Raw genomic sequence first — 14,749 nt, 5'->3', positions numbered from 1 at the left:
CACGGCCCCCCGTCGACGATGACGGGGCGGTGACCCACTCGGCGAAAGATCGACGATGACCGAACGCCCCTGGATCGCCCACTACCCCGACGGCGTCGCGCCCGAGCTGCCCGCGCACCTCGAAGCGCACCTGCCCGCGATGCTGCGCCGCGCGGCCACCACCTACGCCGGCACGACGGCCTTCACCCAGTGCATGCCCAACGGCATGAACGGCTCGCTGAGCTTCGAGCGCGTCGACGAGCTCTCCGACGACTTCGCCTCGTACCTGCGCGACGTGCTCGGGCTGCAGCAGGGCGACCGCGTCGCCGTGCAGATGCCCAACTGCCTCAGCTACCCCGTGGTCGCCTTCGGCGTGCTCAAGGCCGGTTGCGTGCTCGTCAACACCAATCCGCTGTACACCCCGCGCGAGATGGTGCACCAGTTCACCGACTCCGGCGCCACGGTGCTCGTCATCATCGACATGTTCGCCGACCGCCTGCCGGAGGTGCTGCCCCAGACGAGCATCGAGACTGTCGTGACGGTGCGCATCACCGAGTTCTTCCCGCCCGTCATCGCCGGCGTCATCCGCATGGTGCAGAGGTGGTGGAACCGCTCGCTGCCGCCCATCACCGTGCCGCACGTGCCGCTCGGCGCAGCGCTCGCGGCGGGCGCCGACGAGCGGCGCGGCCACGACGTCGCCGACTACCTCGACGGGCTCGGCCCCGACTCGCTCGCCGCGCTGCAGTACACCGGCGGCACGACCGGCGTCGCGAAGGGCGCGATGCTGAGCCACCGCAACCTCGTGAGCAACACGGTGCAGATGATCCAGATGCTCGGCGACGGCATCCGCCCCGGCAAGGAGACGGTGCTGACCGCCCGGCCGCTGTACCACGTGTTCGCCTTCACCGTGAACCTGCTCGGTTTCTTCCACGTCGGCGCCCGCAACATCCTCGTGCCCTCGCCGAGGCCGCCGAGCAACCTCAAGCGCGCCTTCGAGAACTACCGCATCACGTGGCTCAGCGGCGTCAACACGCTCTTCAACGCCCTGCTCAACGAGCGGTGGTTCCTCGACAGCCCGCCCCGCCACCTGCAGGGCGCCGCCGCGGGCGGCATGGCGCTGCACGACGCCGTCGCCGCCGAGTGGCGCCGCGTCACCGGCTCGCCGATCGTCGAGGGCTACGGCCTCACCGAGACCTCCCCCGTGCTGAGCTTCAACCCGCTCGGCGCCGGAGCGCGCGATGGCTCGATCGGCATCCCCGTGCCCTCCACCGAGCTGCGCTGCATCGACGACGCCGGTGCCGAGGTGCCCGTGGGCACCCCCGGCGAGCTCGCCGCGCGCGGCCCGCAGATCATGCTCGGCTACTGGAACCGAGCGGCCGACACCGCCGAGAGCATCGTCGACGGCTGGTTCCGCACCGGCGACATCGCCGAGATGGACGCGGACGGCTACTTCACGATCGTCGACCGCAAGAAGGACATGATCCTCGTCAGCGGCTTCAACGTGTACCCCAATGAGGTCGAAGAGCACATCGCCGCCCTGCCCGGCGTGCTCGAGGTCGGCGTCATCGGGCTGCCCGACGAGCGCACCGGCGAGAGCGTGCGCGCCTACATCGTGCCGAGCGGCGCGCCGCCCACGGAGGAGGCGGTGCTCGCCCACTGCCGCGAGGGCCTCGCCGCCTACAAGGTGCCGAAGTCGGTGCGCTTCGTCGACGAGCTGCCCAAGAGCCCGATCGGGAAGATCCTGCGGCGCGAGCTGCGGGCCGAGGCGGTCACCTCCGCGACAGCGGCCGTCGAGACGCAGGGGCGGGAGCTGTCGTGAGCGCAGCATCCGTCATCGCCGCGCAAGCGGGCATCAGCGAGCAGGACGTCGTGACGCCCTTCGAGCAGAACCTGCTCGTCGGGCTCGTGTTCGTCATCATGTTCGGCCTCGGCGCGGGCCTCACCCCGCGTGACTTCAAGCTCGCGCTCAAGCGCCCCGCCGGGCTCATCATCGGGTTCCTCACCCAGTTCGGCATCATGCCGGTGCTCGCGTACGTGCTGTGCCTGGCGTTCCTGTTCCAGCTCGCGCCCGAGTACGCGGTGCCGGTCGCGATCGGCGCGCTGCTCATGGGCTCGGTACCCGCCGGCACCACCTCGAACATGTTCACGTACTTCTCGAAGGGCAACCTCGCCCTCAGCGTCATGATGACGACCAACTCGACCCTCTGGGCGATCGTCATGACCCCGCTGGCCCTCGCGATCTTCGGCGGGCTGCTCTTCACCGAGGCCTCGGAGTTCGAGATCCCGATCGGCAACATCATCGCCACGATCGCGCTGCTGCTGATCCCGGTCGTGCTGGGGATGCTCATCCGACGCTTCAGCGCCAACATCGGTGCCGTGCTCGAGCTGCTCGGCGGGTTCTTCGGGCTCTTCTTCATCGTGTTCCTGCTCGCGACGTGGGTGCCGCGCAACTGGGGGCTGCTGACCTCCACCCCGTGGCAGACCTACGTGGTCTCCATCGGGCTGGGCCTGTTCGGCATCCTCATCGCCTACGGCATCTCGAAGGCGATCAGGCTGCACCCGGCGAACGCACGCACGATCGCGCTCGAGACGGGCATCCAGAACGGGCCGCTCGCGATCGCGATCATCCTGCTCACCTACAGCGGCAGCCCCGACATCGGGCTGATCCTCATCGTGCCGGCGCTGTACTCGCTGTTCATCGTGCTGATCTCCACCGTCGTGACGATCGTCTTCCGCCGGGCAAACACCGCGGCGGAGCAGAAGATCCCCAACCTGCTGTGACTGGCCGTCGACGCGCTCGCCACGCGGGAGTAGCCTCGCGGCCATGATCGCCACGACGTTCGCGTTCGCCGGCTTCGCCGTGCCCGACATCGACGCCGCCCACCGCTTCTACCGCGACGTGCTCGGGCTCGAGGTCGCCGTCGAGTCGATGGGGCAGCTCTCCCTCGAACTGCCCGGCGGCGGCTGGGTGCTCGTCTACCCCAAGCCCGACCACACCCCCGCGACGTACACCGTGCTCAACCTCGAGGTCGACGACATCGACCGCGCCGTCGACGAGCTCGAGGCCGCCGGCGTCGCCCTGCAGCGCTACGACGGCTTCGCGCAGGACGAGCGCGGCATCGCCCGCGGCATCGCCAGCGGACGCGGCCCCGACATCGGCTGGTTCACCGACCCGGCCGGCAACATCATCGCCGTGCTGCAGAATCCGCCGGCCGACGACGCCGCGCTCGTCTGAGGCGCCGCTACGCCTCGCCGAGCGGCTCGGCACCGTGCTGAACTACGCCTCGCCCAAGGGCTCCGCACCGTGCTGACTACGCCTCGCCCAAGGGCTCGGCGAACTGCGCCTCGTAGAGTCGCGCGTAGGCGCCGCCCGCCGCGAGCAGCTCGTCGTGAGTGCCCTGCTCGACGATGCGGCCCGCCTCCATGACGAGGATCAGGTCGGCGTCGCGGATCGTCGAGAGCCGGTGCGCGATGACGAAGCTCGTGCGGTCGCGGCGCAGCGCGCTCATGGCCTGCTGCACGAGCACCTCGGTGCGCGTGTCGACCGAGCTCGTCGCCTCGTCGAGAATCAGCACGCTCGGGCGCGCCAGGAACGCCCGCGCGATCGTCAGCAGCTGCTTCTCGCCCGCGCTGACGTTGCCGCCGTCGTCGTCGAGCACCGTGTCGTAGCCGTCGGGCAGCGAGTGCACGAAGCGGTCGACGTAGGTGGCGCGGGCCGCCTCGACGATCTCCTCCTCCGTGGCGTCGAGTCGCCCGTAGGCGATGTTGTCGCGGATGGTGCCGCCGAACAGCCAGGTATCCTGCAGCACCATGCCGGTGCGCGAGCGCAGTTCGTCGCGCGTCAACGTGGCGATGTCGACGCCGTCGAGCGTGATGCGCCCGCCGTCGAGCTCGTAGAAGCGCATCATGAGGTTGACGAGCGTCGTCTTGCCCGCCCCGGTCGGGCCGACGATCGCGACGGTCTGTCCGGGCTCGGCGACGAGCGACAGATGCTCGATGAGGGGGCGGTCGGCCTCGTAGCGGAACGACACGTCCTCGAAGACGAGCCGGCCGGCGGATGCCTCGGGGCGCGCCGGCGAGGCCGGGTCCGGTGCCTGCTCCGGTGCGTCCATGAGCTCGAACACGCGCTCGGCGCTCGCGACGCCCGACTGCAGCAGGTTCGCCATGGAGCCCAGCTGCCCGAGCGGCTGCGTGAACTGCCGCGAGTACTGGATGAACGCCTGCACCCCGCCGATCGTCATGCCGCCGTTCGTGACGAGCAGGCCACCGACGACGGCGATGCCGACGTAGACCAGGTTTCCGACGAACATGATCGCGGGCATGATGATGCCGCTGACGAACTGCGCGCCGAAGCTCGCGTCGAACAGCTCGGCGTTCTTCGCGTCGAAGCGCGCCTGCACCTCGCGCTGCCGCCCGAACACCTTCACAAGCGCGTGACCGGTGAAGGTCTCCTCGATCTGGGCGTTGAGCTCGCCGGTGTGCCGCCACTGCGCGGCGAAGAGCGCCTGCGAGCGGCGGGCGATGATCGCAGTAATGACGAGCGTGAGCGGGATCGTGATGAGCGCGACGAGCGTCAGCACGGGCGAGATGACGAGCATCATGACGATGACGCCGAGCACGGTCAGCAGCGAGGTGAGCAGCTGGCTGAGGGTCTGCTGCAGGCTCTGCGAGACGTTGTCGATGTCGTTCGTGACGCGACTGAGCACCTCACCGCGCTGCACCCGGTCGAAGTACGACAGCGGCAGCCGGTTGAGCTTGGCCTGCACCTCCTCGCGCAGCCGGAACACGGTGCGCTGCGTGATGCCGTTGAGCACGTACGCCTGCAGCCACGAGAACACCGACGACAGCACGTAGACCAGCAGCACGCCGCCGAGCAGCGCCTGCAGGGCCGCGAAGTCGATGCCGGGGCCGGAGCCGAGCGCACCCGAGAGGTCGTCGCTGCCGGAGACGCCGACGACGATGAGGTTGGTGGCGAGCCCGAGCAGGGCGGGGCCGACGACGCTCAGTACGACGCTCACGACGCCGAGCACGACGACCCAGACCACGCCGGCGCGCTCGGGCGCCAGACGCCCGATGAGCCGCTTCGCGGACGGGCCGAACGACACGGCCTTCTCGGCGGGCATGCCCATGCCGCCCATCGGCCCGCCCATGGGGCCGCCGCGGCGCATGCCGCCGGGCGGGCCGACCGGGCGCTCCGGCGCCGCGGGCGCCGTCGGGGCGGTCGACGCGGCCGCGCTCACGGCACGGCCGGAGGGCGCGGGGGCCGGGGACGCGGCGGCCTCGCTCACGACGCCACCTCCGCCCGCTGCTGGCTGCTCACGATCTCGGCGTAGGTGTCGCTGCTCGCGAGCAGCTCGGCGTGCGTGCCGCGGCCGACGATGCGGCCATCCTCGAGCACGACGATCTGGTCGGCGTCCTGCACGGTCGCGACGCGCTGGCCGACGACGATGACGGTGGCGTCGGCGACGTGACGCCGCAGCGCCTGCCGCAGTCGGGCATCCGTCGCCGTGTCGAGGGCCGAGAACGAGTCGTCGAAGACGTAGATCGGGGGTCGCTTCACGAGCGCGCGGGCGATCGCGAGGCGCTGCCGCTGGCCGCCCGAGACGGTCGTGCCGCCCTGCGCGACGGCGGTCTCGAGCCCCTCGGGCATCGCGCGCACGAAGTCGGCCGCCTGCGCGATCTCGAGCGCCTGCCACAGCTCGTCGTCGCTTGCGTCGGGCTTGCCGAAGCGGAGGTTCGAGGCGATCGTGCCGGAGAACAGGAAGGGCCGCTGCGGCACGAGCCCGATGCGGTTCCAGAGCGTGTCGGGGTCGAGGTCGCGCACGTCGACCCCGTCGACGAGCACCTGCCCGGCGGTCGCGTCGATGAGCCGCGGCAGCAGATTCACAAGGGTCGTCTTGCCCGCGCCGGTGCTGCCGATGAGCGCCGTGACGGTACCCGGCTCGGCGACGAGGTCGATGCCGGCGAGCACGGGCTCCTCCGCGCCGGGGTACTCGAAGCTCACACCGCGCAGCTCGACGCGACCTGTCGTGGCGAGCTCGGTGACGGGGGCCGCCGGCACGACGACCGACGAGGGCGTGTCGAGCACCTCGCCGATGCGATCAGCCGAGACGGTCGCGCGCGGCAGGATCACGGCGATGAACGTCGCCATGAGCACGGCCATGAGGATCTGGATGAGATAGGTGAGGAAGGCCGTGAGCGCGCCGACCCGCATGAGGCCGGCGTCGATGCGGCTGGCGCCGAACCAGAGTACCGCGACGCTCGAGGCGTTGAGCACGAGCAGCACGATGGGGAACATCAGGGCGAACAGCCGGCCCGCCCGCAGCGCCGTGTCGGTCAGGGCCGCGTTCGCCTCGCCGAAGCGCTCGACCTCGTGGCGCTCGCGCACGAAGGCCCGCACGACGCGCATGCCGGCGAGCTGCTCGCGCAGCACGCGGTTGACGCCGTCGATGCGCTCCTGCATGACGCGGAACAGCGGCACCATCCGCACGATGATGAGGCTCACGGCGATGAGCAGCACGGGGATCGCGACGGCCATGATCGCCGACAGCCCGACATCCTGCTGCAGAGCCATGATGACACCGCCGACGGCGAGGATCGGTGCGCTCACGAGCATCGTCGAGGTCATGAGCACGAGCATCTGCACCTGCTGCACGTCGTTCGTCGTGCGCGTGATGAGCGAGGGCGCCCCGAAGCGCGCGACCTCGCGCTCGCTGAAGGTGCCGACGTGGGCGAAGATCACGCCGCGCAGGTCGCGCCCGAGGGCCATCGCGACGCGCGCGCCGAAGTAGACGGCGGCGATCGCGCACGCGATCTGCACGAGCGTGACGGCGAGCATGACGCCGCCGACGCCGAGGATGTAGCCGGTGTCGCCGCGCGCGATGCCGCGGTCGATGATGTCGGCGTTGAGCGCGGGCAGCACGAGCGAGGCGAGCGCCTGCGCGAGCTGGAACGCGATCACCCCGACGATGAGGGGCAGGGATGGGCGCAGGTGCGTCCTGAGGATTCGCGCGAGCATCGTGCGCTCATTCTTCACCCGCCGCACGAGGCCGCGCGGTCGCGTTCGCCGTCAGCGTCAGCGGCTCAGAAGTCGAGCCACTTCGAGGCGAGGTGGTCGGCCACGACGCGGCGCACGGTGCCCGAGCGCGAGCGCAGCACGATCGACTCGGTCGTGATGATGTCGCCCTGGCGGCGCACGCCGCGCACGAGCTCGCCGTCGGTGACGCCCGTGGCGACGAAGAAGGTGTTGTCGCTGCGCACGAGCTCGTTGGCCTCGTAGACGTGGTCGAACTTCAGGCCCGCGGCCAGGCCCCGGTCGATCTCCTCCTGCGAGCCCGGCGCGAGACGGCCCTGGATGAAGCCGCCGAGCGCGCGGATGGCGCAGGCCGTCGCGACCCCCTCAGGGCTGCCGCCGATGCCGATCGCCATGTCGATGCGCGAGTCGTGGCGGGCGGCGTTGATGCCCGCGGCGACATCGCCGTCGAGGATGATGCGGGTGCCGGCACCGGCGCTGCGGATCTCCTCGATGAGCCCCTCGTGGCGCGGCCGGTCGAGCACCGCGATGCGCATCTCCTCCACCGGCTTGCCCTTGACCTTCGCGAGCGCCCGGATGTTCTCGCCCACCGACTGGCGGATGTCGACGACGCCGATGCCCTCGCTGCCGGTGACGATCTTCTCCATGTAAAACACGCTCGAGGCGTCGAGCATCGAGCCGCGGTCGGCGACGGCGAGCATCGAGATCGCGTGCGAGCGGCCCGCCGCGGTGAGCGAGGTGCCGTCGATCGGGTCGACGGCGATGTCGCACGCGGGGCCGTATCCGTTGCCGACCTCCTCGCCGTTGAAGAGCATGGGCGCCTTGTCCTTCTCGCCCTCGCCGATGACGACGACGCCGGAGAAGTTGACCGTTCCGAGGAACTTGCGCATCGCATCCACAGCGGCACCGTCGGCGGCGTTCTTGTCGCCCTTGCCGATGAACGGGGTGGCGCGGATCGCGGCGGCCTCGGTCGCCCGCACGAGCTCCATGGCGAGGTTGCGGTCGGGCTGGAGGTAGAGCGAACCGGTCTGCGTGGTCACCATGAGTGGCGTCCTCTCGAGTCGTGGCGGGCTGCGATGACGGACGCGCCGGGTGGTAGACAGCGCGCTCCCACCCTAGCGCGCGGCCCGTCGGCGTGGCGGAGCCCGTCGCTAGACTGGCGTCGACATCCACCACCGCCCCATCCCGCAAAGGAGCGCCATGCCCGTCGCAACCCCCGAGCAGTACGCCGAGATGCTCGACAAGGCCAAGAAGGGCGGCTTCGCCTACCCCGCGATCAACGTCTCGTCGTCGCAGACGATCAACGCGGTGCTGCAGGGCCTGACCGAGGCCGGCTCCGACGGCATCCTGCAGGTCACGACGGGCGGCGCCGACTACTTCGCCGGGCAGAGCGTCAAGGCCCGCGCCTCGGGCGCCCTCGCCTTCGCGGCCTTCGCGACCGAGGTGGCGAAGAACTATCCCGTCACCGTCGCGCTGCACACCGACCACTGCCCGAAGGACGCGCTCGACGGCTTCGTGATGCCGCTCATCGAGGCGAGCGAGGCCGAGGTCAAGGCCGGGCGCAACCCGATCTTCCAGTCGCACATGTGGGACGGCTCGGCCGTGCCGCTGGCCGAGAACATCGAGATCGCGAAGACGCTGCTGCCGCGCGTGAAGAACATCAACGCCATCCTCGAGGTCGAGATCGGCGTCGTCGGCGGCGAGGAGGACGGCGTGCAGCACGAGGGCTCGAACGACGCCCTCTACACGACGCTCGGCGACGTGACGCAGGCCGTCGAGGCGCTCGGCCTCGGCGAGCACGGCCGCTACATGGCTGCCCTGACCTTCGGCAACGTGCACGGCGTGTACAAGCCGGGCAACGTCAAGCTGCGCCCCGAGCTCCTGAAGGAGATCCAGGACGGCATCCAAGCGAAGTACGGCACGGATGCCCTGCCGCTCGACCTCGTCTTCCACGGCGGCTCCGGCTCGACCGACGCCGAGATCGCCGAGGCGGTGCGCAACGGCGTCATCAAGATGAACATCGACACCGACACGCAGTACGCGTTCACGCGCTCGATCGCCGACACGATGTTCCGCAACTACGACGGCGTGCTCAAGGTCGACGGCGAGGTCGGCAACAAGAAGATCTACGACCCGCGCGCCTGGGGCAAGCTCGCCGAGTCGGCGATGGCGAAGCGCGTCGTCGAGGCCACGCAGCAGCTCGGCTCGGCCGGCCACTCGGGCCGCTAGTCGACCTCAGCCGGTCGGTCGCTGCGGGCTCGGAGCTGGTGAGCGCTGCACGACCGGCCGGCTCGTCGCCTCGGCGACGGGCACCTCGAAGTCGACCTCGAGCGCGGTGCCGTTGCGCCAGCGGATGCCGTTCACGACGGTCTGCAGCGTGACGTAGTACGGCGCGAGGAAGGTCTCGCGGCGGCCCTCCGGCAGTGTCGTCACGATGCGCAGCGCCACGGCCACGGTGCCGCGATCGGCGGGCAGCAGCTCGATGCGGCCCTCGACGAAGCCCGATGCGGGGTGCGCGAGCAGGGCATCCAGCATCGCGCGCAGCGCCGACCGCTGCGGCAGGCTCAGGCGATCGGCAAGGCGCTCGGGATCGACGACCCGCACCGGCTGGCCGTCGACGAGGCGGTCGAGCCACGTGGCGTCGGCCTGCGCGACGAGGTCGGCGCGCAGCGCGGCGGCGAGTTCGAGCGCGCGCCGCTGATCCTCCGGCTCGACGACGCCCCGATCGAGGATGCCCCGCAGCAGCTGCAGCGGCGCCGCGAGCCGCGCCGACATGGCCTCATCGACGCGGGCGGCGAGCTCGGCGCGCGCGGACTCCGCGCGGTCGTCGGCCTCGTTCGGCTCGCGCCGCGCATCAGGATCGGGCTCGGGCTCGGGCCCTGTCGCGACGGCCGGCAGGGGGCGCTCGTTCCAGCCGCGCAGCAGGCGCGTGACGACCGTGGTGAAGACGATGCAGCCCACCGTCGCGATCACGATCTGCAGTTCGACGAGGTAGATGATGACGAGCATCGGCCACTGCAGGGTGCCGGTCGAGGCGAGCCCGACGGCGAGGCCGCCGCACACCACGAACGACGCCGCGCCGTAGCGGGCCACCTGCGCCGCCGTCGAGAAAGGGGTGAGCGCGATGAGCAGCAGTGAGACGCTCACCGGCGCCCACCAGAACTGCACGCGGAAGTCCAGGCCGACGTAGCCCGCCGCCGAGAGGCCGACGCCCGCGAGCGACAGGGCCAGTGCGGCCCACGCGGTCGACTCGGGCAGCCCGCCGCGGTGCGGGCGCGTGGCGACGTGCACGAGCGCGAACGCGGCGGTCGACACGGCGAGCGCGGCGATCTGCACGGGCAGGCGCGCCGAGCTGCCGGCGAACAGCACGAGCATCACCACCGCCAGCAGCACCGCGCTGATCGCGCACCCGGCGGCGAGCCACCGCGTGGCGAGCCAACTGAGCGGGTCGGCCGACCACAGTGAGCCGAGCCGCTCGCCCGTGGCGCTGCGGGGCGTGCGCGGTGCTCGCATCGCTGCGCCTCTCATGATGCGCCCGTTCGAGCCGGCACGGTCAGCATGACGGTCGTGCCCTCGTCGCCCGACCACACGCGCACGGCGCCCCCGACACGGCGCACGCGCTCATCGATCGACGAACGGACGCCCAGGCGGTCGGGGTCGACGTCGTCGGCGGCGAAGCCGATGCCGTCATCGACGACGAGCACCGAGAGCGTGCCGTCGCGCACCCCGACGACGACCTCGGCCCGGTCGGCGCCGGCGTGCCGCACGACGTTGTCGAGCGCGGCGCGCGTCGCACCGATGACGGCCTCGCGCACGTCGTCGTCGACCTCCGCGTCGAGTGCGTCGAAACCGGAGATGTCGATGCGCACGCCGCTCCACTGGTAGTCGCGAGCGAGGTCGAGCAGCTCGTCGCCGACCCTCGAGCGGGCGGGCGCGGCCCCCGCTCCCCGCAGCGCGACCGTGCCGGCGGCGGCGGCCGCGACGTCGCGCTCGAGGCGCGCTCGCGCCGCCCCGTCGACGGGGCCCGAGCGAGCGGCGACGATCGCGAGGTCGGCGAGCACGGTGTCGTGCACGATGCGCGAGGCGCGCCGTTCGAGCTCGCGCTGATGCTCGACCTCCGCGAGCTCCGACTGGAGCGCGCCGATGTCGGCCAGCTGACTGCGCAGCCGGCGGCCGCCGATCTCGAAGGCCCCGTACACGGCGAGCACGACGGCGAGCGCGAGGAACGGAGCGACCCCAGTGGGCGCGGCCTCCCCCGCGAGGGCGAAGCCGACGATGAGCGAGAGCTCGCCCGCGGCGAAGCCGAGCACGGTCCACACGAGCCCCACGCGGGCGCTGGCGCTGAGGGCGCCGACCATCAGCAGCGCGACGGCGATGCGGTTGACGAGGAACGGCGCCGGCTCGGTGAGGTCGGCGCCCGACCGCAGCAGGGCGACGGCGTACACCGAGGAGACGACCGAGCCGCCGACGAGGAAGAGCACGGCGCGACCGACGCTGGGCGCGAGCAGCAGCTGCAGTGCAAGACCGGCGGTGACGAGCAGGCAGGCGACCGCGACGAGAAGGTGCGGCACCGAGCCCCCGCGGTCGAGCACGGTGACGGTGACGGGCACGACCGTGAGCAGCATTGCCACGACGACGATCGCGCGCTGTGCCGTCGCGAAGCCGCGCACGACGACCGCCGACGCGATGTCGCGCGGCAGTGCGATGCCGGGCATCTTCCCTCCCGAGGCGCGCCCGTGGGGGCGCTGCCCTCGCAGACTACTGCCGGGCCGGGCGAGCGGTGCTCAGGCTCGAGTGCGGCCGCCGAGCGCGCGAGCGTCCTGCTCGCCGCTCGCCGTGGTGCGCAGCTCCTTCGGCAGCGAGAACATGAGGTCCTCCTCCGCCGTCTTGACGACCTCGACGTCGGCGAAGCCGGCGTCGGCGAGGTCGGCGAGCACCTGCTGCACGAGCACCTCCGGCACGCTCGCGCCGCTCGTGACGCCGACCGTCGCGACGCCCTCGAGCCACTCCTGCTTGATCTCGCTCGCGTAGTCGACGCGGTAGGCGGCCTTCGCGCCGTACTCGAGGGCGACCTCGACGAGGCGCACGCTGTTGGAGGAGTTGGCCGAGCCGACGACGATCACGAGGTCAGCATCCGGTGCCACCTTCTTGATGGCGACCTGTCGGTTCTGGGTGGCGTAGCAGATGTCGTCGCTCGGCGGATCCTGCAGGTGCGGGAACCGCGCGCGCAGGCGCCGCACGGTCTCCATGGTCTCGTCGACGCTCAGCGTCGTCTGCGACAGCCAGATGAGGGTGTCGCTCTCGGGCACCTCGACCGTGTCGGCCTCCTCCGGCGTGCCGATGAGGATCGTGCGCTCTGGGGCGTGGCCCATCGTGCCCTCGACCTCCTCGTGGCCCGCGTGACCGATGAGCAGGATGCGGTAGTCCTGCTTCGCGAAGCGCACCGCTTCGCGGTGCACCTTCGTCACGAGCGGGCACGTCGCATCGATCGCGGCGAGCCCTCGATCGGCGGCGCCCTGCACGACCGCCGGGCTCACGCCGTGCGCCGAGAACACGATGTGCGAGCCCTCCGGCACCTCGTCGACCTCGTCGACGAAGATCGCGCCCTGCTTCTCGAGCTCGCTCACGACGTGCACGTTGTGCACGATCTGCTTGCGCACGTAGACGGGGGCGCCGTACTGCTCGAGCGCCTTCTCGACGGCGATGACGGCGCGGTCGACGCCGGCGCAGTAGCCGCGGGGCGCGGCGAGCAGCACGCGGCGCGGGCCGTCGACGGCGGTCGGCACGAGCCGCTCGCGTCGCTCGGGCACGACGGGGGCGGTCAGGGTCGCGCCGAGGGCGCCGTTCGTGATGCTGCTCACGGGCGCCAGTCTACGAGGGCGCGGGTGGGCGCTCGCCGAGCGCGAGCGGGCTCCGGCTACTCGACATCGCGCCGGGCGGTCGTGAGGGCCGCGACGACCACCGGGACGACGGCGAGGGCGGCGAGCACGAGGCCGCCCTGCCACCACAGCAGGGCATCCGCCGTCGCGTTGGGCACGCTCGGATCGATCGCCCCGAGCGAGCTGAGGATGCCCGCGCCGACGAGCGCGTCGGTCGCCGCCCCGGGCAGGAAGCGCGCGATCGCGGCCGTGGGCTCGCTGATGCCGGCGATGAGCCGCAGGATCGGCTCGACGAACTGCGTGAACGCCAGCACGATGACGATCGCCGCGATCTGGCTCGTCAGCAGCGCACCGAGGCCGAGGCCGAGCAGCGACCACAGCGCCGTCGCCAGCAGGGTGCGGGCGAGCACCGTGAGCACGTCCGGTTCGTCGAGGGCCGCCTGCTCGCCCACAGCCAGGAGGGTCGGGGCGCCGGCGCCGACCGAGCCGGCGAGGCCGATGACGCCGTAGAGCGCGCCCATGACGAGCGCGACGACGGCCTTCGCCGCGAGCACGACGCCGCGGCGCGGCTGGGCGAGCACGGTCGGGGTGAGCGTGCGGTGACGGTACTCGGTCGTCGCGAGCAGCGCGCCGAACAGCAGCGGGATCACGAGGCCGACCGCGGTGACGCTCGAGTAGACGAGGTTCGCCGTCGTCACCGCGTCGAGCACCGGAGCGCCGGGGCCCGCCGCCGCGCCGAGCTGCGCACCGAGGTCGCTGAGGAAGAAGGCGAGCCCCGCCGCGGTGACCGCGATGTAGAGCAGCAGCACGAGACCGAGCAGCCACCAGGCGCGCAGCGAGAGCACCTTCGCGAACTCGGAGGCGACGGCGCGGCCGAGCGCGCTCATGCCGCGCTCCCCTCGGCGCTGGCGGACTCGTCGGCGGTGAGCTGCAGGAAGATCGCCTCGAGCCCGTCGCCCTCGTCGCTGAGGTGCGTGAGCGCGAGCCCCGCGTCGCGCGCGACCTCGCCCGTGCGGCGCGCGTCGAGGCCGACCACGACGAGGCCGTGCTCGCCCGCCTCGACGCCCGCGCCCGCGGCGGTCAGCGCTGCGGCGAGCGCCGCCCGATCGCCGGGTGCGACGTCGACGCGCACGCGCGCGGTGCCCTGCTCGAGATCGGAGAGCGCGCCGTCGAAGACGATGCGTCCGTGCCGGATGACGACCACGTCATCCACCGTCTGCTGCACCTCGCTCAGCACGTGACTCGACAGCAGCACCGTGCGGCCCTCGTCGGCGAGCGCCCGCAGCAGACCGCGCATCCAGCGGATGCCGTCGGGGTCGAGGCCGTTGATGGGCTCGTCGAGCACGAGCGCGTCGGGGTCGCCGAGCAGGGCTCCGGCGAGGCCGAGCCGCTGGCGCATGCCGAGCGAGTAACCCCCGACGGGGCGCCGGGCCGCGTGCTGCAGCCCCACCTGCTCGAGCACGACGTCCACGCGCGGCAGGGGGATGCCCGCCGCGAGCGCCACGACCCGCAGGTGGTCGCGGCCGGAGCGCGCCGGGTGGAACACGTCGCTCGACAGCGAGCCGCCCACGCGGGTCAGGGGCCGCTCGAGCGCGCGGTACGGCACGCCCGCGATCGTGGCGCTGCCGGAGGTGGGGCGGTTGAGGCCGAGCAGGATGCGCAGCGTCGAGGTCTTGCCCGCGCCGTTCGGGCCCAGGAAGCCCGTCACGCGCCCCGGCTGCGCGGTGAAGCTCACGTCGTGCAGGGCCGTGACGGGGCCGTAGACCTTCGTCAGGCGCGACACCTCCAGGGGTGTGGATGACGGCATGGTTCCTCGACTCTCCGCTCGGCCCGACGGCCGTCGGTGCCGTCGACTACC

Annotated in this window: 12 protein-coding genes; 4 read left to right on the top strand and 8 right to left on the bottom strand. The window is 71.9% G+C overall.

All coding sequences use genetic code 11. The annotated features are described in order from the left end of the window. Nucleotides 1-55: 55 nt before the first annotated feature. From ID804_RS02760 to ID804_RS02750, 3 genes are read left to right on the top strand one after another with little or no spacing between them, the layout of a single operon-like run. Entirely contained in the window at nt 56-1,798 is a 1,743-nt protein-coding gene (locus ID804_RS02760; protein WP_169077411.1) for an AMP-binding protein, read from the top strand. Beyond that, complete coding sequence (locus ID804_RS02755; protein WP_211160892.1) at nt 1,795-2,760, top strand: bile acid:sodium symporter family protein; 966 nt, start codon at nt 1,795-1,797, stop codon at nt 2,758-2,760. Before ID804_RS02760 ends, ID804_RS02755 begins: the two co-directional genes overlap by 4 nt. A 43-nt stretch (nt 2,761-2,803) precedes the next feature. Beyond that, nucleotides 2,804-3,214, top strand: coding sequence for a VOC family protein (locus ID804_RS02750; protein WP_169077410.1), 411 nt, complete (start codon nt 2,804-2,806; stop codon nt 3,212-3,214). Between the two features lie 76 nt (nt 3,215-3,290). Here the strand turns inward: ID804_RS02750 and ID804_RS02745 are convergent, their stop codons facing one another. The 3 genes from ID804_RS02745 to glpX form a co-directional block, all read right to left on the bottom strand. After that, complete coding sequence (locus tag ID804_RS02745) at nt 3,291-5,147, bottom strand: ABC transporter ATP-binding protein (RefSeq protein ID WP_169077779.1); 1,857 nt, start codon at nt 5,145-5,147, stop codon at nt 3,291-3,293. A gap of 116 nt (nt 5,148-5,263) precedes the next feature. Beyond that, on the bottom strand, nt 5,264-6,997 hold the full coding sequence (locus ID804_RS02740) for an ABC transporter ATP-binding protein (protein WP_169077409.1): 1,734 nt from the start codon (nt 6,995-6,997) through the stop codon (nt 5,264-5,266). A gap of 65 nt (nt 6,998-7,062) precedes the next feature. Beyond that, complete coding sequence (gene glpX, locus ID804_RS02735; protein WP_169077408.1) at nt 7,063-8,055, bottom strand: class II fructose-bisphosphatase; 993 nt, start codon at nt 8,053-8,055, stop codon at nt 7,063-7,065. Nucleotides 8,056-8,212: 157 nt separating this feature from the next. Here glpX and fbaA point away from each other — a divergent pair, with 157 nt between their 5' ends. Then, nucleotides 8,213-9,241, top strand: coding sequence for a class II fructose-bisphosphate aldolase (gene fbaA / locus ID804_RS02730; RefSeq protein ID WP_169077407.1), 1,029 nt, complete (start codon nt 8,213-8,215; stop codon nt 9,239-9,241). Nucleotides 9,242-9,247: 6 nt separating this feature from the next. Here the strand turns inward: fbaA and ID804_RS02725 are convergent, their stop codons facing one another. The 5 genes from ID804_RS02725 to ID804_RS02705 form a co-directional block, all read right to left on the bottom strand. Then, nucleotides 9,248-10,525 carry a hypothetical protein gene (locus ID804_RS02725; RefSeq protein ID WP_169077406.1) on the bottom strand — a complete coding sequence of 426 codons (1,278 nt, stop codon included), beginning with the start codon at nt 10,523-10,525 and terminating at the stop codon, nt 9,248-9,250. 11 nt (nt 10,526-10,536) lie between these two features. Further along, on the bottom strand, nt 10,537-11,727 hold the full coding sequence (locus tag ID804_RS02720; protein WP_169077405.1) for a sensor histidine kinase: 1,191 nt from the start codon (nt 11,725-11,727) through the stop codon (nt 10,537-10,539). A gap of 69 nt (nt 11,728-11,796) precedes the next feature. Continuing rightward, complete coding sequence (locus tag ID804_RS02715; RefSeq protein ID WP_169077778.1) at nt 11,797-12,822, bottom strand: 4-hydroxy-3-methylbut-2-enyl diphosphate reductase; 1,026 nt, start codon at nt 12,820-12,822, stop codon at nt 11,797-11,799. 107 nt (nt 12,823-12,929) lie between these two features. Then, on the bottom strand, nt 12,930-13,778 hold the full coding sequence (locus ID804_RS02710; RefSeq protein ID WP_169077404.1) for an ABC transporter permease: 849 nt from the start codon (nt 13,776-13,778) through the stop codon (nt 12,930-12,932). Further along, nucleotides 13,775-14,698, bottom strand: coding sequence for an ATP-binding cassette domain-containing protein (locus tag ID804_RS02705; protein ID WP_169077403.1), 924 nt, complete (start codon nt 14,696-14,698; stop codon nt 13,775-13,777). Before ID804_RS02705 ends, ID804_RS02710 begins: the two co-directional genes overlap by 4 nt. Nucleotides 14,699-14,749: the final 51 nt, after the last annotated feature.

Source organism: Microcella alkalica (assembly GCF_014595885.1).
Taxonomy (GTDB): Bacteria; Actinomycetota; Actinomycetes; order Actinomycetales; family Microbacteriaceae; genus Microcella; species Microcella alkaliphila_B.
Note: the sequence above shows the minus strand (reverse complement) of the source record. Positions and strands in the feature narration are given on the sequence as shown.